Raw genomic sequence first — 23,369 nt, 5'->3', positions numbered from 1 at the left:
ACTTGTCGTGTATGCATATAGTTGGATAGTAAGCCTGACTTGCTTATAAACTATAGAACAGCTCGATCATTCCATAGGCATTGTTAATACAGGCTGCTCTTGGCCCGCCACCTTATATCACAAGATAAGCAATCATTAACTTCTCCTGGTACTACCTCAGTAATCCCCTCAAAGGGTGCAACACTCGTCTACACTGTTAGAGATAGAGTGATTTAAGTAACGACAGTACAATAGTGAACTCAACAAACCATCAGCAGCTTCAGTCCACTCAGTCCTTATTGGGTAATACTGAGGGTTGGCCACTGGCCTCACTGCTAGTTTGGCTAATTACTGATGGCCGCAAATTAAATGATCGTTGTAAGCTGCTAAGAGCATTGTCTAATCAGTTATTGGCAGCAGGGTTACCTATCATTCGCATTCGCTTCACTTTACATACCATTCATCCAGAAATTACGGGCAAAGCGTTTACCTGGTGGCGCGGCCGTGAACAAATTGATGTGTTTACCCCAGAACATGGTATTGAAGTCACTAACTCATACCGAGGCAGCCCCATTGAAAAAGTCCGCCAAACCAATCAAATGGTACGTTATAAGCTGTCTGAAATTGATATCAGCGATGCCCATATTGTGTTGCAGGAGCTCGCTGCCACCCAGGTGAGTGATTATATCGTCTTCCCACTAGAGTTTACCGATGGCTATATTAATACCTTTACTATTGCCACAGATCACCCTAGCGGCTTTACCGACCAGGATATACAAAAACTGTCACTGCTGCTGGACTATTTAACCCCTATTCTTGAGGTATATACCACTCGCGATATTATCCGCTCATTATTAAACACTTATGTTGGCCCTAAAACCGGCCAAAAAATATTAAAAGGCAGCATCAAGCGAGGTGATAGCGAAATCATTGAAGCAGCCCTTTGGTACAGTGATTTGCGTAATTTTACCGCCCTAACCGAGTCACTAGAAAATGAGCATATGTTGGAGCTAATAAATGCTTATTTTGAGATTATTACCAACGCAGTAACTCATCGCGGTGGTGAAGTACTTCGATTTATTGGCGATGCGATGTTGATTTTATTTACTAAAGAAACTGCCAGCACGATTAATGCTGCTTGCGAAGCAGCTCTAGACGCTGCCATCTTAGCTTATGAGCAAATTCAAACCCTCAATGCAGAACTGGTAAAAAAAGGCCAGCCTATTATTGAGTTTGGGGTTGGGCTACACCAAGGAGAAGTCATCTATGGGAATGTGGGCTCATCTTCACGGCTAGACTTTACCGTAATGGGACCTGCTGTTAATCGTACTGCCCGTATTGAAGAGCTAACCCAAATGGTAGGCACCAATCTATTAATGTCTGATGAATTTGCCAGCTTAATTAATCATCCTGTGCACTTTGTTGGCAAGTATCCGGTAAAAGGTGTTGCAGAACCTCTGGCCGTCTATCGGTTAGAGCAAAGCACGGCAGATTTTACTATCAATCATTTAGAAGTTGCTTTATAGTCTGGCGTTTCCACTATCAATTCATACCCATGCCCCAATCACCCCCCCACCATGCAAAAGTTTTAATTTATAGTCACGACACTTACGGTTTAGGCCACTTGCGCCGCTGTCGTACCATTGCTCATAGCTTGGTAAAACAATATAAAGGGATTTCTATCCTGATATTAAGTGGCTCTGCACTGATTGGTCGGTTTGAATTTAAGGCCCGTGTCGATTTTGTCAGAATTCCTGGGGTGATTAAGCTATATAATGGCGACTATACGTCAATGGGACTACATATTGACCTGGAAGAAACCCTGTCTATTCGTGAGTCCATTATTTTTAATACCGCGAATAGTTTTCAACCCGATGTTTTTATTGTCGATAAAGAACCCCTCGGCTTAAAAGGTGAAGTAAAACGTACGCTACAACATCTTCACCAACAAGGTGTACATACAGTGCTTGGTTTAAGGGACGTACTCGATGCACCAGAGCTACTAAAAAAAGAATGGCAACATAAAGGCATTAGCCGAGACGTACTACAGCAATACGACGATATTTGGATATACGGTCCACAACTGATGGGTAATCCCTTGCAGGGGCTAGCCATTGCCGATGAAATTGAACAACGCGGGTTGTATACAGGATTCTTACATCGACACTTACCTCAAGCTAAAACAGAACCATTAAATGATTTACCCAAGCAGTATTTATTGGTTACACCTGGCGGTGGTGGCGATGGTGTCGAAATGGTGGACTGGGTCATCAGTGCTTATGAACAGGCAGAAGCTGAACTGCCCTGGCCTGCCGTGATTATTGCCGGCCCCTTTATGAATAGTAAAGACCGACATGCCTTTGAAAATCGAGTCAAAAAATTATCACGAGTCACCCTGCTGACCTTTATCAGCCAGCTTGAGCATGTTATGGCCAATGCCCAGGCAGTGGTCGCCATGGGTGGCTACAATACTTTTTGTGAAATACTCTCTTTTAATCAGCGCGCTCTTTTTATTCCTAGAAAAGAGCCACGCCTGGAGCAATTTATTCGTGCTAAAAAAGCCGCCGAGTTAGGTTGGGCTACTATGCTAGACCCAGATCAACTGACGGGGGGGGATGCTCCCCTAAAAATGGTCGGCGCACTTAAAGCCCTTCCCAGTCAAGCGCGTCCTTACACTATGCAAGCAGACACTTATTTAAGTGGTATCGCAACCATCGGCCAGCGATTTAATGACATTATGACCAAACGGGGTGTTAGTTTGGAGCCTAATCTTGCATGAGCCAAGCGCAGCCATTAACCAAACCACGTCGCTTATTTTTTTATGTCCAACACCTGTTAGGCATTGGCCACCTGCAACGGGCTGCTCGCATTTGTCAGGCTGCCATAAAAGCAGGCTGGGATGTATTTGTGGTAGCAGGTGGAAAGCCCATAACAGAAATTGACTTTGGTGCTATCCACTACCGCCAACTACCAGTTTTAACCGCTGCTGACGCCAATTTTAGCCAGCTGGTTCAAGCAGATGGCCGTGTTATTGATGAAGCCATTAAACAGCAGCGAACTCAACAACTCCTGCATTATTTTCAGCAAATTCAACCTGATGTTGTCTTGCTGGAAATGTACCCCTTTGGTCGTCGCCAGTTTCGCTTTGAATTGATACCTCTGCTTGACGCATGCCACCAAGCCACACCAGCACCCGTAATCGTATCCTCCATTCGTGATGTATTAGTTGAAAAACACGACATGAGCCGACATCAATGGGCTGTACAACAGTTGCAAGATTATGTTGATCATGTGCTGGTGCATGGTGACCCGCAGCTGATTACTCTAGATCAAACCTTTCCTCTCACTGGCCAAATTGCGAATAAAATTTCCTATACTGGCTATATTGCACCCGCAAGCGAAGTGAGAGAAAAAGCCATTAATCAACCACCATCCGCCACAGTACCGCAACAGGATATTTTAGTCTCTGCCGGTGGCGGCGCGGTTGGTTTTGAATTACTTCAGCTAGCCCAAGCCACCTGTCATCAATTAAACCAGCAGCCTGAGTATAGGCCATGGCGCTGGCGAATGATTACGGGCCCTAATATACCGCTGCCGCAATATAATCAGCTGAAGAAGAATTGCCCCGCTAATATGGCTATTGAGTTAATAAGAGAGGATTTTTTTCAGTGTTTATGCCATTCTCAATTATCCATTTCTCAAGCAGGATATAATACTCTGCTGGATACACTTCAAGCAGGCTGCCAGACTATTTGGGTACCTTTTGCTAATGAAACGGAAACTGAACAGCGGTTCCGTGCCCAACAATTTAGCCAGGTTACAGGCTTTCCCTGTTTAGACCAAGCAACACTGACTGTACAACAGTTAGCAGACACCATTTGTCAGCTGTTATCACAACCAGTTAAACCTCACCCCCCAATACAAATGGATGGTGCAGCGAAAACCATTCAGCAACTTGAATACTTTTTAGCAGGCGACTGTTAACAGGTGCTTGTTAATAGAGACTTTTTAAAAGACGCTTTTTAACAGATACTCTTTAAAAGAATAGCTTCATGAGCTGGCAACAATTAGCAACAGAAATTGAAATCTGGGCAACCGAGCAAAAAACCATCACTCTCTGGTGGCGAGATGATGATGCCTATACCAACAGTGCTGCACTGACTCAGTTGATTAATTTAACTAATCATTATCAAATCCCCCTTTGCCTAGCTGTGATCCCTAGTCAACTGGAAATCTCTTTAATTGAACGGGTCGAACAACAGCCTTTAGTCTGGATAAGCCAGCATGGATATAGCCATCAAAATCATGCACCTGCTAACCAACGCAAATGTGAATTAGGTGCTGACCGATTATTTGAAGTGATTGCCAGTGAGTTATTAACCGGCCAAAATATGCTACAACATGCTTTTCCCAAACAGTTTTTTCCTGTGTTAGTACCGCCCTGGAACCGACTTGCCCACTCGTTAGTGAATGAGTTGGCCAATATGCATTATATTGGCTTATCTACCCTAGGCCCACGCCAACCCAGAAAAGACCTGGTAGTGCAAAATGTTCATGTAGATATTATTAACTGGAAACAGCGCCAGTTTGCTGGAGAAAAGCATTGCTTGACGCAGTTAATTCAACACTTACAAGCACGACGCTTAAACCAGATTGATAGACAGGAAGCCACTGGGCTAATGACCCACCATTTAGACCACGATGCAGGTTGCTGGCAATTTTGCCGACAATTGTGTGAATTTTTAAAGCCTTATTCCCATGTCCAATGGCAACAGCCCAACCGACTATTCAGTAAAGCATCGGTTATTTCACTGGTGTAATCAAGGTACCCTTAAGTATTTTAAAACGATTTTAACGAACGCAAAAATAGCCCCAAACCACCAACTGCTAATACCAAAATAGTAATCAAGTCAAAAGCAGACATCGCCTTAAGACTAAAATGAATAGAGGTAATAACCCCAAAAATTAACGCCACTAAAGAGCCAACAAATAAAATCCAACCGATAATATTTTTACCGTCATAGAAAACCAGCCCTATTCCAAACATAAAGGGAATCATCACCATACCATTGGTAATGGTAACATTAGCACCCCATCCTGAAAAATTATATAACCCCACCCCCATACCAAATGTTGATCGCACTGAAATTGCGTTAAATAGCAGATAAAAGCCTCCGCACATCATAATCAATCCAATAAAAAATAACCCTATTCCACCCGATGTTCCTCCAGCCCCCCTCATAGATTGCTCCTTATTTCACCTCTCACTCAATCACCACTTGTTTTACTGCCTGTTGAGCCAGCATGGTAGCTTCTCTTAATCTGACAGCAGGTGAACCATCATCCTGATCAGTCAACAACTGGTATATTTCTGGATACACTTTAGGGTTTAAGGCATCCATACCTAAAATGCCAATAATATTGATAAACTGGTAAATATCTTGAGCTGTTGTAAAATGCAGTGCGCTCGCTTCATCCAGTAGCATATTTACCCATTGCTGCTGTTGTTCAGCATCTTTCTTTCTTAATAAGTGAGGAAATAAGTGCTGTACATGCTGGTGAATTCTTTTTTTCAGTGCAGTGGATTTGTCCTCTTTGATTGCACGCCACTGATGCGAATCCAATGATAACATGTATTGATAATCAACAGGTTGCATCACAGCATTATCAAATTGATGCCAGCCATCATGAAAACAACATACGCTGTTGATAATACCTAGCAGCTTTTGCCGCTGAATATCTGAAGAGCAAGTAAATAATTTGTAACAGAGATGTGGATCATATAAACGAAATATCCCTGTCATTTTATTTTCGGTTTGTACTTGAATCCACCATTGACAGTGGCGAACTATTTCTGAAAAGTCAGCGTTTGAGAATAACAGAATACCCCACTGGTTATAAATACCCTGTCGTTGGAACACGCTCCAGAGTTTAGCATCAAAAGAGCACTCAACTAATTGTGGTGAAAGTGACTTTAAGGCTGCATAAGGTGTATTTAAATAAATAGCATAACTATTATAACTGTCGTTAATCCAGTTATTAATCACTGGATGTTTTCCAGCATCCAATAGTAAATAACAAGGAAGTTTGGGCCATTGTTTGTATAAGACAGTCATAGTACACCCTCATGCCAGTACTTAATAACCAATCGTTAAGTACCTGACATAAAGTGTAGTATGAACTGCAGCACTTATTATATTCTTCGTAAATTATTTTTAAGCCATTAACCTCTCTGTCACTTCACCCACTACTTAAGCTACCTTACTGACCACATACTGACTAACCACTTTGCCACTGGTTAGCAAGCTGTTCAGCATCTGTGCGTTACGGTAGGCAGTCTCATCAGGTAGTATCCAATGTGGATCTGTTATAAGTAGAAGACAAATCAGAGAGACATAGACTAGCAAATTTTGAAGCGTACCCCATTAATAATCATCTAAATGCCTAGCCTGGTTGAGCATTTAGCATCAAACTATAGCAGTGAATGCTACAAACTGGCTTTAACCGCATTCACCAATTGTTTAGCCGCTTGTTCCGGTGAGATTGTATCGTTACGAAAAAAATGAGTGACTACCTCCGCTATGGCCGTTTGCGTATATATCGAGGTTGCCATGCCTATAGATATATTTGGTAGCACGTTTCCATTACCAACAGTTTGAACTGCTTTTACACTTTCTTTTGCACATATGTCAAATGCGTCCATATTCATATCTTGGCGTGCAGGTATTGAGCCTTTACTCAAATTAAATACCTGCTGAAAATTTTTATTTAACATTTGTTTAGCCAGCGCTATTTGTGCCTGTTTATTTTCAGCGTCGGTAATTTTAAACATAATAAAACTATCAATAACATAAGAATAATGTTTATCGGTAGAGGGCACAGGTAAACATAAAACATCTTTACCTAATTGCTTATTGACTGCGGTGAACTCCCCTTTAGCCCAATCCCCCATTATTTGCATGGCAGCTTTGCCCTGAATGACCATGTGAGTGGCATCATCCCAATCGCGATTGGCAATATCGGGGTCCATATATTGCTTTAGCTTCCTTAATGCGGCAAATACGTTTACTATTTTTTCACTCGATAGGCTCATAGCATCAAAATCAATAAATGCTTTTTTAAAAAAATGGGAATCCGTCATTCCCAATAATAACATTTCAAATAGGATTGAATTTTGCCACGGTTGATCACCATGGGCTAATGGAATAATCCCAGCCTTTTTAAGTTTATCTGCTGCCTGCCAAAATGCCTCTATCGTTGTTGGTACCGCTACATTAGCCTGCTGTAAAAGCGGAGCATTTACCCATAGCCAATTAATTCGATGAATATTCACTGGTACAGCTACATACTGGCCATTATATTTCATCAATTCATTGACAAAAGTGGGTAAGATTTCAGGCCAGTTTTGTTCATCAGCAATCTGATCTAAATTAGCCAGCAGCCCAAGTTTTCCCCATTCTTTGATATGCCCACCTTTACCATGGGCAGCCGTTGGTGGAACACCCGATAATAATCTCGATCTCAGCACGGCCATTGCATTATCACCACCACCGCCTGCTACTGAAAAGTCTTTCCAGCTATGGCCCTGCTCTACCAGTAATAACTTCAGTGCATTCAAGGCACGCACTTCACCTGCAGAAGTCCACCAATGCAAAACCTCTACTTCACCTGCAATGGCAATGTGACTAAAAACCATCATGAATAGGCCGATAACCGCTTTTTTGTAATGCTTTAACATACAAACATCCTACTCAACTACAATGGCACTACTTTCTAAAGTATAGGTACATAAACAGCATACTCAATATGCCCTTCCTGATGAGAAAGACACTAACGCAAGTTTTACAGCAGCAGAGTTGCCCTTAGCGACATGACAGCCTGTCACCCCATATCCGTTAACTTTTGCGACAGCCTCTTATGAAAAGCTGTAAACAAAGCAAGGTTTTGTAGTAAAAGCGCTAATTAAACTAAAGACATGAGTCACTCGAGAGGAATTAATAAGACTAGAAAAGTGTTCAGGAATAAAATGGGTTTTTGTTGAGAAACAGTTAACCCACTTTACTTTTGGGGAATTTATTCAATTTATTTGGTTATTTTAGCTTGCAATGTTACGCCACTGTATGGCCTTACCGCATCAACCAGAATGTGATAATACCTACCCTGTGGTATGTTGCTTAAGCGAATTCTTTCGTTATTACCTGAAGACACAGAACGATAACCATATTGACTGCGTGATGGCCACCCTGGCAGGCGAATATATAAATCGGCATTACCTCTACCACCAGACAATGAGAGGTCTAGATGCTTAGCACCTTTAGGGAAATAAACGAAGTAATAGCGCGGACTATTCCCCCTACTTGCTAAATTGGTCTTTGGCACGCAACTTAACAACTCGTCTGAACGATAGCTATAAGATTTACCTTTTAAACAGTTAGTCGTCGGTGTCGTTGGGTTTTTTGGTGGTTTATTGGTAGGTGGCTTAGGCTGACTAGTCGGTGGACGGGTAGTCACTTTTGTTGGCATAAAGTTAGCCATCTGGGCAGCCACTTGATTAAGGTTGCGTGCACTATCAGCATAGTTGCTAACACCACAGGTCATCCCCATGCAATGCCCACGCATACCGGGATTAGAAAAATACTGCAGGCCTTTTGCCCGGTAAAACCAAGGATAAGCCATAACAGTGGCAAATTTATTATACTCAGCATGACCACGAGCCCAATACCAGATTCCCCCTTTGCTGCCTTGCCCTGCGGAATGACCTAGCCCCATATTATGGCCTAATTCATGGGCAAAGGTACTATAAGTACAATCGGTAGCCACCACACTAAAACCATAACGCTTGGCACCACGATAAAAACGCCCACTTCTTCCATCACCATTAGGTACCCAGGCAATACCACATAAGCCGCCTGTTCTTGGCGCTAAATAACTGACTAAGTCAGCACCATAGCGCTCTCTTAATTGGGCAACTTGCCTGTCCCTGGAAACCTGGTTTAGTGCATATTCACTCACAGTACCATAACCTCTAATGGACTGAACGTGAACTAAATTTAAACGGATATTAACCCCACTGTTAGCATAAGCCTGATTTGCCCAGGCAACCATTGACGACGCTCGTGCTTTAACATCTCGACCTACGTTATAGGGGTGCACAACTAACACATCAATTGTTGCAGCGTACACACTCCCAGTGAATAACAAATAAAGTAGAGCCCCTTTTATTAAAGGTTGCCAACGGTATTTCACTTTAATTTACCCTTCTTCAAGAATGATGTGAAAAATCTAGAGGCTTAGGAATACGCAAAAAAATACTGGAACTTTTGGCATTCCTTAATACAGATAACCAATTGACATAATTAAACAAACTTTCAGGCTTAACAGGAACTGCCTACTCTTAAAAATTTGAAGCAAATACAAAAGAATTATCAGACAGGTGTAATACTTTAATTATTATCACTAAGTAGTTGATTGATTATTTATGAATATATTGAATAGCAAACAGTTGCCTTATTAAACATGACAACCACTTATGGAAACTACTAATAATTATTTAACGAAAGGTCATTTTTATTGGCTATCACTTTATTTTTGAATATTTTTTTCTGAATATGAAAAGATAAGCCCTAAAAAGGCCCTTTAACGGGCCTTATGCGAAAGGTTTACTTAGTAGCAATTTTTATTTAAAACTTATTCATTAACTGATAATACCCACAAAATCGGTGCTATCAAAGTCAGGAATAAACTCTGAAAAATCACGAGTGACATTGTTCCCATGCAGGTAAGCTCTGGCAGGTACTTTCATATAAGCCCCGGTATCAATTTTAATAATATCCAATGACCAGGATGACTGTCGCCAGAATCCCCGGGATTTTCGCTGGTCGACTAAATAGTAAAACTCGCCTGGATTAGCCTGGTTATTCAACTCAACCACCTGAGCTTCCATCTCCTTACGCTTTCGTTTGTGGGCTTCAGGTGGTGGCATATGCACCATATCGTAACCACCATCATCATATTCCCCATAGGCATGATGATGCTCAACTTTCTGCCCCATATCCAGTGCAATGGCATACTTCAGATACATATCCACGAATGTTTTATGAAAGCGTTGGTAACTGGCCGATGCTTGCAGCCCTGCACTATCACCAGTACTCATAAATTGATCAGTCTGTCTAACCAGGGTACTATCATCAGGCTGTTTAACACCTGGCTTATGTCGTGCAATCGTTAGATTAATGGTTGATACAGTGCTGGTAGCGCTATCCAGCCCGGTTTTTACTGAGTCTACTAGTGCATTACGTTTTTTACTGACTTCTTTCACACCATCATTGAATGCTGTTTGAGCATCTCCTGCAATTTTCTGTAGCCCCAGTGTTTTCTCCCGCTGCCTATCCAAGGCAATTAAATCGGGTCGATAACGAGCACTGCCTGGTACTCTAGGCCGAGTGTTTTTAATTGCCTCTGTCAGTTTAGCTTGGGCTTCATCAGCTGCTTTTTTGGCGCTTTCAGCCCCTTCTTTTAATAATTTGGTATTTTTCGATGCCTTAAGCAAACCTGCCGCGCCCTTAAATAAGCTGCGTGCTGCACCAGCAAATGAAAAGCTTAAGGTTACAAAACCTAACACCGTTTGCAGGGTATCCATCATTTGCTTTTTAGCTTCATGGTCTTTTATTAGGCCAATCAATTGGTCACCGGTTTTAATCAGTTCAGTCGCCTTATCAAAAAAATTATCAGCAGCAATTTTGATTCTTGTCTCCATTGCTTGGAGCGCCGCTTCGCCGGTTTTACCATTAAACTCAAGTGCTGTTAATCCAGAGGCTAAATAGTCGTCAGATACACCATAGTCCTTTGCCTGCTTTAATGCTTGTTGTAAATCACCATAAGTCGATTGCAATGCTGTACCCAAGGTGCTTAATTGCTGCATACCTTCAAATAATTTCTGAGAGGCTACCGTTGAACTGTCTGTAGGGAGGGGTTTCTTTAAATTAACTCCCTCTAATCCTCGCAGGTTATTCACTACATCAAATAGTCGCTCATTAACATTCATGATGGCTGATCGCCGAGCACTGTCCACCCTATTCAGTAGTTGACTTACCTTATGAGGGTCAGCCGTTCCCGCTAACAGCTGGCGTTCAAATTGCTGATTACGTGGATCTGCAGGGCTGCTTCCTAAATTACCAATTAAATTGCCATTGGTAATCGTTTTAAACAACGCAATTTGTTCTGACGAAAAATTAGCTTTTATCTGTAGCCCACTTCCACTATTTGTTATTGATACCGCAGGGGCATGACTTAACGTGTCTTGTATACCAGGCTTAAGTCCCTGCACTTGAGTATTACCTGTATTAGCAGTAAAGCTAAAGTCTGGCGCCTGATCATTATCGACTTTAATACGATAATCGCCATTTTGATTAGGATTCACCTTAATATGAATGACACCATCAATATGACCATCATCTCGGTCATGTACTACCCTGGTTCCATTACGATCACTGACCGTCAATTGAGCACCTCGCTCAATATTAGAACCAGACACAACCCCAGTAAATGTACGACTATCAGCTTCAGCAGCACGTTTTGTTCTAGCTGCTCCTGAATGTTCAGAGCCACTTTGCTGTTCATTCGACAATGATCGGATGATATTAGGCACAACGGTTTTATTAATAACAGAGGAGATGGGTGGATTTTGATTGCTCACCGAAGCACTACTATTGGGTAATGCATATCGAACTGCAGGTTGAGTAGACGGACTAACGCCTGTATTTTGGATTGAGTTAGCCATTATCATTACCTATTTGTTATAGTTATAGACTTCCCAAATGGCTATATAAGCAGCTTGCAGTTTATAATGATGTAGTCGCTATTATTTAATTGATTATAATTATTTATTGCAAGTTATGCGTACTAAATATAAGTACAAGCTTTCTTATAAATACTCGCTTTCCTTGTGAGGTTTTTATAGTGTTTTATACTCTTAGTGAATGCTGCTTAAAACAGAGTAAACCTAAAGTGTATTAAAACGCTATGAGTGATTTATATTATTTTCACTTAAAGCGAGTATGCATGAAGCCACTATAAATCACTATCCTTCTATCAGCTCAAAACAAGAAAGACATCACACAATGTATGATGCCTTCACTTATCACTGTGGAAGACCAGCAATAAGACACTATCATCCAAACATAATATCTAAAGGATTCCACTAAAGCCTAAAAGCAGAGGTAGGCAAATTTCTCTGGGTTACATTGTATCTTCCATCACTTAAATACTGTCGTCCATCGGTCTTGTTAACCAAGAATATAAACCAATCATCTGCCGAGTTATCAGCAGGCTGTGCAATATAGTCATCACCAAATGTCAACTTACATACTTGGTTGAGTAGCAAATAGCTGCCTTCAGAGACACTAAAATAATCAAAGTAAGCCCCATTTGCTTGAGTGCCCCTACCCCATTGGCCATTGATTTCAACTTGAACACCTTCAACTACCAACCATTCCCAATAACTACCATCTGATGTAGCACAAAAAACATTCGTTGTTTCGGCATAACCAGAGCCAGTGCCAACAACGGTTAAAGCAGTCAACGCTGCAGCCAATTTCTTTTTCATTAGTGAACACTCAACAAGACAGACAAAAGGAGCGCATTATAGTGGTTTAATTGTATAGATAAAGATGATCAGTTAAAGACCAGTCACTGAGGTGGCTATTATTCAATAACTCTATGCCACCCTTGGCACTATATGAGTACAATAAACTAAAAATTATATTGAGTATTTACTTACCCCTTGATTGCCGAGGGGACGCGTTTGGACTAAATGTATGATAAGACATAAGATTGCGGCTTGGTATCTACTATTGTTTGAGGCTGCCCATAAATGTCAGCAACGCTTATAAACATACTCAACCAACTAACGCCTGTCCCAGAGCAGGGACTAGATGAACTTGTTAGTCGTAGTAAACCTATTCAGGTTGAAGCGAATCAAGTATTAATTAGTTGCAATTCAAAACCACAATATTTATATGCTATTGAGCAGGGTTTATTAAGAGCTGTTTTTGTTACCCAAGATGGAAAAGAATTTAGCAAAGAATTTTATTGGGAAAACGACATTATTTTTGTTATGCGCTATTTGATGACCAAAAAGCCTCTGCCTTATTCTATAGAGACTGTTGAGCCTTGCACCCTGTATCAAATGCCTATCGATATTTATCAAAAACTCATTGATAGCAAAACGGTATGGTTACGCTATCACCAAAAACATATTGAACATCAGTTATTGTTTAAAGAAATCAAAGAAGAACTGTTGTTACTACACTCTAATGAACAAAAAGTGGAAAAAGTCTATGAGCTGTTTCCTCATTTCGTATGTCGCGTTCCTGCTACACTCATTGCCTCTTATCTAGGGCTAAGTCCGGTGAGCGTTAGCCGAATAAAAAAACGCTTAGGCTTATGACTAGAGCGTGCTGACCAGGCGATTAACAATTGTTAATGATGGCCTGATGGAAATATCGTAAAGTCCCCAAAACCTTGTTTCAGGATAGATTATGAATTGGCATTTAAAATCATTTAACGAACTCAATATCGATGAACTCTACCAAATTCTTAAACTAAGAATCGATATTTTTGTCGTTGAGCAAGCGTCTATATACAGCGATTTGGATAACAAAGACCGCCAAGCGGGTATATTGCATTTGTTTGCTGAAGAACAGGGACAAGTCATGGCTTATTTACGCTTATTACCACCAGAAGTCAGTTATCCTGATATGTCATCTCTTGGTCGCGTTGTGATTCATCTGGACGCTCGTGGCATGGGTTTAGGTCATGAGTTGCTTAAATGTGCCATAGCTATCATTGATGAGCAATGGCCAACTAATACTTGTCACATATCGGCACAGACCCATTTACAAAGCTTTTATAACCAGCATGGCTTCTACGCTGTTGGTGAAGGTTACTTGGAAGATGGCATTCCCCATATTGGTATGGAACGAGCCGCTGCAAAGGTTAATGAATAAGTGAACCACTCAAGCCTTCTAATTATTTATGCATTTTTGGCATTAATCATCGGTAATTTATTTGCAGTCTTTGTCGATATAGCGGTTAAAGCCTTTGCTGTAGAAGGCAGTGTTTATCAATATTTGCTGTTACGACAGTTGCTCCTGTTGCTTTGTATCTTTCCATTTTGGTATCGACAATCTGCTGAGAAGCGTCACCCTCGCAGGTTAAAAGTGCATGCATTCCGTGGTTTGATGACTAATATCGGGGCACCAGCGGCCGTGATCTCATTACTCTATCTGCCACTTGCGACAGCCAATGTTATTTTTTATACGGCACCATTATTCACGCTACTGCTCGGTACCCTGCTGTTTAAAGAGCCATTAAAAACCCATCGAATCGTCGTGACTGTTTTAGGATTTATCGGTGTTGGTATTGCTTTGCGACCAGAATACTTTGGCTTTGCTAGCGCATTAGCATTTTGTACTGCAATTGCCGTTGCGGGATACAATATTTCTGTAAAAAGCTTACCAAAACAAATAAGCACCATCACTACCATGTTTTGGAGCAATTTGTTTACTATTCCAATTATGACTGTAATAACACTCATGTTTTGGCAACCCATAACGGCCGATCTCATCTGGCTCTGTGTTATTTCTTGTTTATGCCTGCTGGTGTATCAAGGCCTAAGTGTCATTGCATTTAAACGAGCTGACGCAGGCGCAATAACCGTTACCGAATACTCAGGGCTCATCTTTGCCGCTGTATTTGGATGGTGGTTATTTGACGAGACGCTTGATAATTGGACTTTATTCGGAATTACTTGCATTATCCTACCTATCATATGGCAAAGTTGGTATGAGCATAAATGCCATCAAATCAATGATAGTGACCCAAACCTGGATTTGAGCAAATATTAGCCACATTTAAATCAAAATAATAGCCCAAACTATTCCAAAATAGTTAACCTGATATGCCAAAGCCACTGGCCATCATTACACCAAGTAGGGGTAAAATAATAATTCCCAATAATTCCACCCGAATAATTATTTTAATTATTTTAGGGAGTTCAACCATATCCGTTAGCTCACCGGCTTTTCTAGTTTTAATAAAATATATTGTCGGATAGATAGATAACAAAGCGACTACAATAAATACTGTAAATTTTAAATGAAACATCCAGTTAGCTAAATAATACTCCGTTGGCTTACCTACCCACAACATCATTGCTAAACCTGACAATAAAACAATAAATGCAGACACACCAAAAAACACATCAACCTTTGCTAATCTTTTAACCTCTGCCCGTTGCATTCGATCTGATATAAGTAAATGTTCAGCAACACAGGTAGAAAACAACAACAAAATTGCTAGCAAATGAATATACTTAGTTAATATGTAGTCCATTATAACCTCAGGCTAATTTATAGAGATAAGGTAAAAATAAAGCAGAAGTTACTAACTTGGATATGTCGTCAGATATCGAAAAATCTGGGCATTTTGGTTAAACAGTTTGCTTCCGTTTCTGACAAGCCTTGGTGACTCCAAGGCTTGAGGGAAGTGAAAAATGACTACTGAACCCTATAACTAGCAGCCCAACCTTTTTTGGTAACCACTTCATCACTGGTAAAGTGAATCAACATACTGCCACTGGTAGCTGTTACAGCAGAAGGAATGCGACTACCTGAATATTGGCCAATTAAAGGTGCGTTCGTAGTTGCTCCATCATAAACTTTCACAAGGTCGTAGGAGTGTTCTGTCGCAAACTCATTGAAATTTAGCCTAATTTCGCCTGGTTGAGTGGGTTGAATAACAAATTTACAGTCACTTTTTACAGGATAATTCCAGCTGCCACTACCATCAGTTATAGTGCCTTGGTTGTCTGTTAGATACTGCGTTCCCTGGCAAAAAGGGACATTAGCCAGCGATGGTTTAGGAGCAGCTCTGACAAAGGCCATGCGCTGGTTAAAATTATAATTGGTTCTAGGGTTAGGTTGGTTAAGTAAAAAATAACCATTCATACTGCCTCCCCACCCCCAATTCATATGAAAATAATCATTACCATCATAGCCATCAACAACCCAAGCATGACCCGCCCCTTGAGCGCTCAGCCCAGTTAAGATAACTACCCGTTTAGCTTTTAGCTCATCAAGAATTAATTGTCGCCACTCAGCTTCAGCATAGTTTGATACATACTCAAAACCATTAGTCACATAACCAAAATGCTTTTCCAGGGCGTTTGGAATATAGCGCATACCGGCAAGTGACACTTTATTCCCATATAAAGTTCTCACAGCCGCCCCTGCATGAAATAATAATTTTGCTACCTCATCATTTTCCTCTGTTAAGCTATTAGCCATGCTTTCCCAATGATACGTCGTTGAAGCGAAGTCCACCGTAATTTCATCTTGATCAGGGTATTTATAAGTGTAACGGCCAGTACCAACTGTCGGATACTCATAATATTTTAAAAACTGCCCAAGTGCAGTGGCTACACATCCTGTTAAGTAGTCATTGGGTACCCAATCATTGTAAAAACCATTTTGTGACCAGGTTGTTGTGGTCAAGGGAGCGATAGCCGATTCAGCATCCCGCTCTACACGATAGTTACTTCTTGCTACTCGGTTTCGTGGAGCTAATCGTTCAGCTGACGTAATCGCTTCTTGTGGCTCACTATCTCTAGCTTGTAATTGAATAGCGTACTGTTCAAGCCAGTGATTAAACGCCAGATTATTTTTATCAAAACTTATACTATCACCATCGTCTTTACCATAAGCAATCACAGGCTTTTTCTGATCAGTCGCCGCAACGATCACAAAGCCTTTATGATTCAGCTGAACGATATAAAATAAACTGTCCCCTGAGTCATTATTTTTAATTTTAATATCAGTAATTTCCAGATTTGCTTGATCATCATTTTTTAGTACTTTACTTCGATAAGCTTGTAGTGCTATACGCTTAGCACTATCTATCGATAAGGTATCAGCTGAAGTACCAGTGGTAATAGATAAACCAACCAATAAATTAGCACAGTAAAATAATGGCATGATAGACTTTATATTTTTCATTATTTTCGAGTATTCCATTAACAATAAGAAACAATTGACATGACAACGCCAATTGTACATGTTTTGTAGTATGTTGAGGAGGATTAAAGTGCTGTAAAAGTCATTTTTAACAGCACAATAGTACTAAAAGAAAACGCTAATAAATACAAGCCAGTTTTGGGCCTCTCTTCGTTAATTTCAAGACTACTTCATGCGACCTAAAGAATTAATCGTGGTCTAAACAAGAAAAAATAACAGCTACTAACTCTGCTTAAGCAAAGGAATATTGGCTTTTATTAAATACAGCTTATGTCCGTCCCAACCAAAATAATGAATACATTGCCAGTTAAGTTTAACGGGAGGTTTTGTGGTCATATCCCACTGACAGGCCTCAGCCAGTGCCGTACGAATAACGCCTTTATGGGTGACAATGCCTATTGACTCGCCCTTATCTGAACATTGCTGTAACCAACCTAACAACCGTTGTTGTACTTTTTTCGGTGACTCTCCTTTCGGGCATTGCAAGTAAATACCTTTGGGCTCTTCTATCTTTAGCCTAGGATCAGTTTGCCTTAATTCAGCTAAGGTTTTACCTTCCCATTCTCCCCAGTCCATTTCCATCAGAGGCTGGGCTACCTCACCGGTTAGCCCTAAACTGGCCAAGGTTTGTTTTGCTCTCTGTAACGGGCTGACATACCAACGACTGATGTGTAAGTCCGGTGGCACGTGTAAGGTGTTTAATTCTGCCATGCTTGCCTGAGTTAATGGCACATCACACCGCCCCTGAATTAAACCTTGCTGGTTCCAGGCTGTAGGCCAGTGGCGTAAAAAGTAAATTGATTGCATGGCTGATGGATACTCTTTGTCAATGCTGTTAGCGTTTGCCTATTAGGGCGCTAAAATGATGCTGCAACCAGATACTGGTGCTGTGAAGAGAATGATCCTGCGCCACATGTTGTATACCTCGTTGACCTAGCAACTCTCGACCTGACTGATCTAACAGCAACTGTCGGATAGCATTGATAAAGTCACTCGGCTGCCCAGTATTTAACAAAATACCTGCCGGTTTCTTCTGGTCAAACAAACTGGCCACCCCTACTTCAGCTCCTGCTATACTCGGTAAACCCGCAGCTTGCGCCTCTAAAAACACCATACCTAACGCTTCATTAATTGCAGGCCAAATAAATAGATCAGCAGCCGTTAACCATTCGGTCACCTCTTGTTCAGATAATGCGCCTACCCAGCGAATACGCTCCGTTAAACCACTAAAATAATCTTGTATTTCAGTGCGCGCTTTACCATCCCCCACGACAATCCAGTACCAGTCCAGATCAACTAACTGGGACAAAATACCACTGAGATACTGATAAGACTGTTGTTTATCTCGGGGGCGTAACATCGCCACTGTTAACAGCCAATTGCTTGTAACGGGTAAATACCATTGCTTCGCTAACTGTTGCCTGAGTTGATTTTTATTTTCAGTTACAATAACAGGGTTAATAAAAGGTTTAATCAGATGTATTCGCTCACTCTCGCCCAGCACCTGTTGTAAACCTGGAATATCGCCAGGATTAAGGGATAAAATGCTATTGGCCCGTCGGATAGCCTGCACAGAAGCTGCTAACCCTGGCGCCCAAGGGCCTTGTTGTTGTTTGGCAGCATAGGAAGCTTCGACTAATACATAGGGAATATTAAGCGCCTGACTGACAAAAGGCCCAATATAATCCGGCGCTTTATGATAAAGGTGGTATGTTAACCATAAGACAGGTCGCTGATCAGTGGGTAACTGTTGCCAACGCTGAATTAGCCGCTGTGCTCTGCGTTCACCCAGCTTCGCCAGCCGCTGTTGGCGAGTGACATCACCGCTGCGATCATAACTTCGTAAGCTATCAGCCCAAACCAGATTAAACCCTGCTTTTTCACAGGCTTGCCAAAATAGTTGAGCAATCCGTTGCTCCCCTGAAGGAATCACATGAAAAGGGGATTTTAAGGGTGCATAAAAGGCAATGGTTTGCTTCATTAAAATGACAGCCTGTTATTCTATTTCAAGCACTTGATTTGTTTTTTTCCTCACGTTTGCTACAGCTTTCAGGGTAAGCCAGACCAAACTGTTCAGCTAGTCGCTCAATATTTGTGGCTAATGAAAACTCTTCGGTAACACGTTGTTGACCAGCCACCGCTAACCGATAGCGTAACTCACTATCACTAATTAGCTTAGCAATCGCATGGGTCAATGCAGCGACATCACCTTGAGGAACTAATAACCCAGTTTTTTTATCAATAATCAGCTCTGGAATCCCTGAAATATCTGAAGCAATACAAGCAACCCCCTGGCTTTGTGCCTCCATTAATACATTGGGTAAACCATCCCGGTCACCATCCTCAGTTATTTTTGAAGCTAAAACAAAAATAGCTGACTGCCGATACTGGGCCAACACCTCCTCTTGAGGTTTTGCCCCTAGCCATCTTACTTTATCAGCAATACCTAAGTTGGCCGCTTGTTGTTTTAAACTGGTGAGTAACGGGCCACCCCCAATATGGACAAACCGCCAACTTAATTCACTTGGTAACTGGGCCAGTGCCTGTAGCAGCACATCATAGCCTTTCTTGGCTACCGCACGCCCTACCGAAATTAATTGCACAACAGTTGGGCAAATCTCCTCCGTATTTTTTGCCTTACCAGACTTGTTGTCTACTGAAACTGAACTGTCGTTTGTTTCTGGGGGAGTGATAGTGTTAAACCGATTAAAGTCTAATCCATGATAAACCAACATCACTTTCTCTGGGGCTGCGGACAGCGATTGTAAATACTGCTGATTCGCCTGAGTACAGGTTGCCAACCAAGCCAGTTCATTTAACTTTTCAGTTAACTCCCATTGGGGAGTAGTCCAAATATCTTTTGCATGGGCAGAACAAGACCAAGGCAAGCCCGTTAATAAACTGGTATAACGAGTAACAGAGCCTGGCGTATGAATAAAGTGTGCATATAACCATTGGGTTGCCGCAGGTAACTCGACGGCTAACACTAATGCTTGCCCCAAGCGACGGAGCCGATTACGGGTACGATCCCGTTTATAATCTCGCCACCAAACCACTAGCAGCCGCCAAAAAGCGCTCTTATACACAAGCTTAAATAAGGCCTTCACCACCCGCCAAGGCTCTTGGTGTAAATATTCAGGTAAGTAGTTAACCGGTGCTTTAATTTCTCGATGAATAGGGTGAACATGCGAGTCGGTGGGGTGTCGTAAAGAAACCAGCTGGATCTGTAACCCCCGCTGTTCCAATGCTTTGATTTCTTGAGCAATAAACGTTTCTGATAAACGAGGATAACCCTTTAAAACAAGTGCGACTTTTGTTATCAAGTTGTTGCCCCAATTTCAAGACGAGTGAAGACTACTTTCATATACCCTTCGCCATTCAGTGGCCACACCTAAAAACCTTTCGTATGGGGTATAACATACAGTGCAAAATGATCATGACTTTCTTTAAAGTCAAAGCGAAGAGTATACACGAAAGCCTGTATTATTTATGAAGCATTCAAAACATTGTAACATGCTAACTTGCTTTCCACTAAGGCAGTCAGCAGTTCACTTTTTTGCTAGTCTAAAAGCGGGTTCAGGCTATCCTCAAACAGGCCATCCAACGACATTTAGTGAGGCTAATGGAATCATCAATTTATCGTTTTATTCTGAAGTACACCCTCAAAGACCAGGTATTGATCCTATTTTTAACTGTCTTCTCATTTCCTTTGGTGTACGCCACTTTAGAAGTACCTAAACACATTATCAATGATGCCTTAAATAAGGAGAACGTCCCTGAAACAGTTTGGGGTTACCCTGTTGACCAGATAGATTACTTGTTAGTTCTCTGCTTTATCTTCCTGGGCCTGGTAATTATTAATGGTGTCCTCAAGTACCTATTAAACGTCTATCGTGGTGTGGTGGGTGAGCGAATGTTGAAAAAGCTTCGCTTTGACCTGTATAGCCGTATTCTACGTTTTCCCGTCCCTCACTTTAAAAAAGTATCACAAGGGGAAATCATTCCCATCATTACCGCCGAAACCGAGCCACTAGGTGGTTTTATTGGTGAAGCCTTTGCCTTGCCTGCCTTTCAAGGCGGATTACTACTGACTTATCTGTTTTTTATTTATAACCAGGATGTGATTTTAGGTATCGCAGCAACTGCTTTATATCCATTGCAGTTATACATCATTCCCAAACTCCAACGGATCGTCAACCAACTGGGTAAGCAACGAGTGCTAGCAGCCCGCCGGTTGGGTGATAAGATTGGGGACAGTATTGGCGGTATTAAAGAAATTCATAGCTTTGGTACCTTTCAGTTTGAGCGCTCAAAAATTTCAGACCGCCTACAGCACATCTTTGAAATTCGCTACAAAATATACAAGCTAAAGTTTTTTATAAAGTTTTTAAACAACTTTCTGGGCAAAGTCACACCCTTCTTTTTCTATTCAGTGGGCGGTTACTATGTCATTAAAGGTGAGCTCTCTCTAGGCGCATTAATTGCAGCCCTGGCAGCCTATCAGGACCTGGATGCCCCGTGGAAAGAACTGTTAAAATACTATCAGACCAAAGAAGATATACGGATAAAATACGAGCAGATCGTTTACCAGTTTCACCCTGAAAATATGCTTGCTAGCCATATCCAGGATGGACCTGCCACGCCACTTACATTACAAAACCAACACCTGACGATGGAGCACTTATACTATGGCGAGCATGAAAATGTTAACACCATAGATGACCTCAACCTGACCCTGCCACTTAACCAGCATACAGCAATTGTGGGTAATGATAGCAGTGGTAAAAATGAGTTAGTGCTATTGTTAACCCGTTTACTCATACCCCGTAATGGTCGAATTAACTTAGCAGCCGAAAACTTACAAACATTAACCAGTGCTACGTTAAGCCAGCATATCTGCTACTTGGATAATTCCCCTCATTTTTTTTCAGGCACCATTCGACAAAACTTGTTGTACGGCTTAAACACTCAGCCCCCAACCACCATCAATGAAGTGCCTTCATTACAAATAGAAGACCCCATATTTGTAGATAATTGGTTTCAGCCCAGCCAACTGGGTTTTGATAGTGACCAAGCCGTTGACCACCATTTAATAAGTATCCTAAGTAAACTCAAGCTGGAAGATGATATTTATCATTATGGCTTGCAAGGCTATTTGAACCCTGCCACTGACCAAACACTGATGGCGCAAGTTATTGAATTAAGGCGAGCGTTTAGAGAGGCCGTGCAAACCTCTGACATGACTGATATTGTCGAGTTTTTTGATTGGGGTAAATACAACAACAATTTAACTGTTGCTGAAAATATTTTGTTCGGCTCTAGCCGTGAAATGATGTTAGATCTCAATATGTTACATAAAAATACCTTAATCCATCAATTACTGGATGATGAGGGATTAATGGACACCACTCTCGCCATGGGCTACGAAGTCGCAGGCATGATGTTGGAATTATTTGCCGATGTTGAGCCAGGCAGTGACCTGTTTGAACGCTTCAGTTTCATTCAAGCTGAAGAAATTAATGATTATAAGGCACTTTTAGCCAAGGCTAATAAAGAGCAACTTTATAAACTGCCCCGCCAACAAATTGAAATGCTGCTGTCATTAGTCTTTCAGCTCACCCCTGCTCGGCATCGATTAGGATTGCTATCCAATGAGGTCTGCAACAAATTGTTAAATGTGCGTAAGCAGCTGGCTAAGGCATTAAAAGCCCGTCACACGACCATTATTTTTTATGATTCGGAAGAATACAACGAAGCACTGAGTATTCAAGAAAATATTTTATTTGGCAAAGCCGTTTATGGCCAGGCACGCGCCCAAGCTAAAATAACAGCTTGCATTGACAAACTGATTGCTTCACACGACTTAATTCGACCGATCATGGGCTATGGCTTAGATTACGAAGTGGGCACTGCTGGTACGCGTTTATCCTTAGCAATGCGACAAAAGCTAGCATTAGCTAGAGCACTATTGAAAAAACCCGACTTGTTAATCATTAACCAAGCAACCAGCGTATTAGACTTATCGACTGAAAGCGAAATAATCAGTCAGGTCAAACAGGCAATGATCAATAAGGGATTAATCTGGGTGTTAAACCGTGCTGAACAAGCCATTCAGTTTGATCAGACTCTGGTTGTTGACAAAGGACAAATTATTCAACAAGGACACTATCAACAACTCATTGAAATGGATAAGACACTTGCCGGGTTGATTCAATAGTAAGGGCGCCGCTAAAATAAGTGCATGTTTAGAGGCACCCTTAATAAAGTATTTATAAAGTTGAAACAATAATTTATTTTGTGCTCACCACAAAAACAGTC

Annotated in this window: 19 protein-coding genes; 8 read left to right on the top strand and 11 right to left on the bottom strand. The window is 41.4% G+C overall.

Features of this window, described 5'->3' with window-relative positions:
- Positions 1-233: 233 nt before the first annotated feature.
- The 4 genes from ORQ98_RS15845 (at position 234) to ORQ98_RS15830 (ending at position 4,799) form a co-directional block, all read left to right on the top strand.
- A complete protein-coding gene (locus ORQ98_RS15845) occupies positions 234-1,505 on the top strand; it encodes an adenylate/guanylate cyclase domain-containing protein (RefSeq protein ID WP_274689780.1) in 1,272 nt (423 codons plus the stop codon).
- Between the two features lie 29 nt (positions 1,506-1,534).
- Positions 1,535-2,758 (top strand): glycosyltransferase family protein, encoded by a 1,224-nt coding sequence (locus ORQ98_RS15840; protein ID WP_274689779.1) that lies wholly within the window; start codon positions 1,535-1,537, stop codon positions 2,756-2,758.
- On the top strand, positions 2,755-3,963 hold the full coding sequence (locus ORQ98_RS15835; protein WP_274689778.1) for a glycosyltransferase family protein: 1,209 nt from the start codon (positions 2,755-2,757) through the stop codon (positions 3,961-3,963). Before ORQ98_RS15840 ends, ORQ98_RS15835 begins: the two co-directional genes overlap by 4 nt.
- 68 nt (positions 3,964-4,031) lie before the next feature.
- Complete coding sequence (locus tag ORQ98_RS15830) at positions 4,032-4,799, top strand: polysaccharide deacetylase family protein (RefSeq protein WP_274689777.1); 768 nt, start codon at positions 4,032-4,034, stop codon at positions 4,797-4,799.
- Positions 4,800-4,819: 20 nt separating this feature from the next.
- Here the strand turns inward: ORQ98_RS15830 and ORQ98_RS15825 are convergent, their stop codons facing one another.
- The 6 genes from ORQ98_RS15825 to ORQ98_RS15800 all read right to left on the bottom strand — a co-directional run bounded on the left by ORQ98_RS15825 (position 4,820) and on the right by ORQ98_RS15800 (position 12,583).
- Positions 4,820-5,221 (bottom strand): hypothetical protein, encoded by a 402-nt coding sequence (locus ORQ98_RS15825; RefSeq protein ID WP_274689776.1) that lies wholly within the window; start codon positions 5,219-5,221, stop codon positions 4,820-4,822.
- 22 nt (positions 5,222-5,243) lie between these two features.
- Entirely contained in the window at positions 5,244-6,095 is an 852-nt protein-coding gene (locus tag ORQ98_RS15820; RefSeq protein WP_274689775.1) for a DUF4123 domain-containing protein, read from the bottom strand.
- 371 nt (positions 6,096-6,466) lie between these two features.
- Positions 6,467-7,717, bottom strand: a complete 1,251-nt coding sequence (locus ORQ98_RS15815) for an ABC transporter substrate-binding protein (protein WP_274689774.1) — start codon at positions 7,715-7,717, stop codon at positions 6,467-6,469.
- A gap of 344 nt (positions 7,718-8,061) precedes the next feature.
- The gene (locus ORQ98_RS15810; protein WP_274689773.1) at positions 8,062-9,225 is read right to left on the bottom strand and encodes a zinc-dependent metalloprotease family protein; all 1,164 of its coding nucleotides are present in this window, start codon (positions 9,223-9,225) and stop codon (positions 8,062-8,064) included.
- A 448-nt stretch (positions 9,226-9,673) separates the two neighbouring features.
- On the bottom strand, positions 9,674-11,758 hold the full coding sequence (locus tag ORQ98_RS15805) for a phage tail tape measure protein (protein WP_274689772.1): 2,085 nt from the start codon (positions 11,756-11,758) through the stop codon (positions 9,674-9,676).
- Positions 11,759-12,178: 420 nt separating this feature from the next.
- Positions 12,179-12,583, bottom strand: a complete 405-nt coding sequence (locus ORQ98_RS15800) for a hypothetical protein (RefSeq protein WP_274689771.1) — start codon at positions 12,581-12,583, stop codon at positions 12,179-12,181.
- Positions 12,584-12,850: 267 nt separating this feature from the next.
- Here ORQ98_RS15800 and ORQ98_RS15795 point away from each other — a divergent pair, with 267 nt between their 5' ends.
- From ORQ98_RS15795 to ORQ98_RS15785, 3 genes are all read left to right on the top strand, one after another.
- Positions 12,851-13,426, top strand: a complete 576-nt coding sequence (locus ORQ98_RS15795; RefSeq protein WP_274689770.1) for a Crp/Fnr family transcriptional regulator — start codon at positions 12,851-12,853, stop codon at positions 13,424-13,426.
- A 91-nt stretch (positions 13,427-13,517) separates the two neighbouring features.
- Positions 13,518-13,985, top strand: coding sequence for a GNAT family N-acetyltransferase (locus ORQ98_RS15790; protein WP_274689769.1), 468 nt, complete (start codon positions 13,518-13,520; stop codon positions 13,983-13,985).
- Positions 13,986-14,885 carry a DMT family transporter gene (locus ORQ98_RS15785; protein WP_274689768.1) on the top strand — a complete coding sequence of 300 codons (900 nt, stop codon included), beginning with the start codon at positions 13,986-13,988 and terminating at the stop codon, positions 14,883-14,885.
- 43 nt (positions 14,886-14,928) lie between these two features.
- Here ORQ98_RS15785 and ORQ98_RS15780 read toward each other — a convergent pair whose 3' ends face one another.
- The 5 genes from ORQ98_RS15780 to ORQ98_RS15760 form a co-directional block, all read right to left on the bottom strand.
- A complete protein-coding gene (locus tag ORQ98_RS15780; protein ID WP_274689767.1) occupies positions 14,929-15,372 on the bottom strand; it encodes a DUF2214 family protein in 444 nt (147 codons plus the stop codon).
- Positions 15,373-15,536: 164 nt separating this feature from the next.
- Entirely contained in the window at positions 15,537-17,033 is a 1,497-nt protein-coding gene (locus tag ORQ98_RS15775; RefSeq protein ID WP_274689766.1) for a C10 family peptidase, read from the bottom strand.
- A 240-nt stretch (positions 17,034-17,273) separates the two neighbouring features.
- Positions 17,274-17,858, bottom strand: a complete 585-nt coding sequence (locus tag ORQ98_RS15770) for a histidine phosphatase family protein (protein WP_274689765.1) — start codon at positions 17,856-17,858, stop codon at positions 17,274-17,276.
- Between the two features lie 28 nt (positions 17,859-17,886).
- The gene (locus ORQ98_RS15765; RefSeq protein WP_274689764.1) at positions 17,887-19,032 is read right to left on the bottom strand and encodes a glycosyltransferase family 4 protein; all 1,146 of its coding nucleotides are present in this window, start codon (positions 19,030-19,032) and stop codon (positions 17,887-17,889) included.
- 25 nt (positions 19,033-19,057) lie between these two features.
- Complete coding sequence (locus tag ORQ98_RS15760; protein WP_274689763.1) at positions 19,058-20,374, bottom strand: glycosyltransferase family 4 protein; 1,317 nt, start codon at positions 20,372-20,374, stop codon at positions 19,058-19,060.
- 299 nt (positions 20,375-20,673) lie between these two features.
- Here ORQ98_RS15760 and ORQ98_RS15755 point away from each other — a divergent pair, with 299 nt between their 5' ends.
- Entirely contained in the window at positions 20,674-23,268 is a 2,595-nt protein-coding gene (locus ORQ98_RS15755) for an ABC transporter transmembrane domain-containing protein (RefSeq protein ID WP_274689762.1), read from the top strand.
- Positions 23,269-23,369: the final 101 nt, after the last annotated feature.

Source organism: Spartinivicinus poritis, from assembly GCF_028858535.1.
Classification (GTDB): domain Bacteria; phylum Pseudomonadota; class Gammaproteobacteria; order Pseudomonadales; family Zooshikellaceae; genus Spartinivicinus; species Spartinivicinus poritis.
Note: the sequence above shows the minus strand (reverse complement) of the source record. Positions and strands in the feature narration are given on the sequence as shown.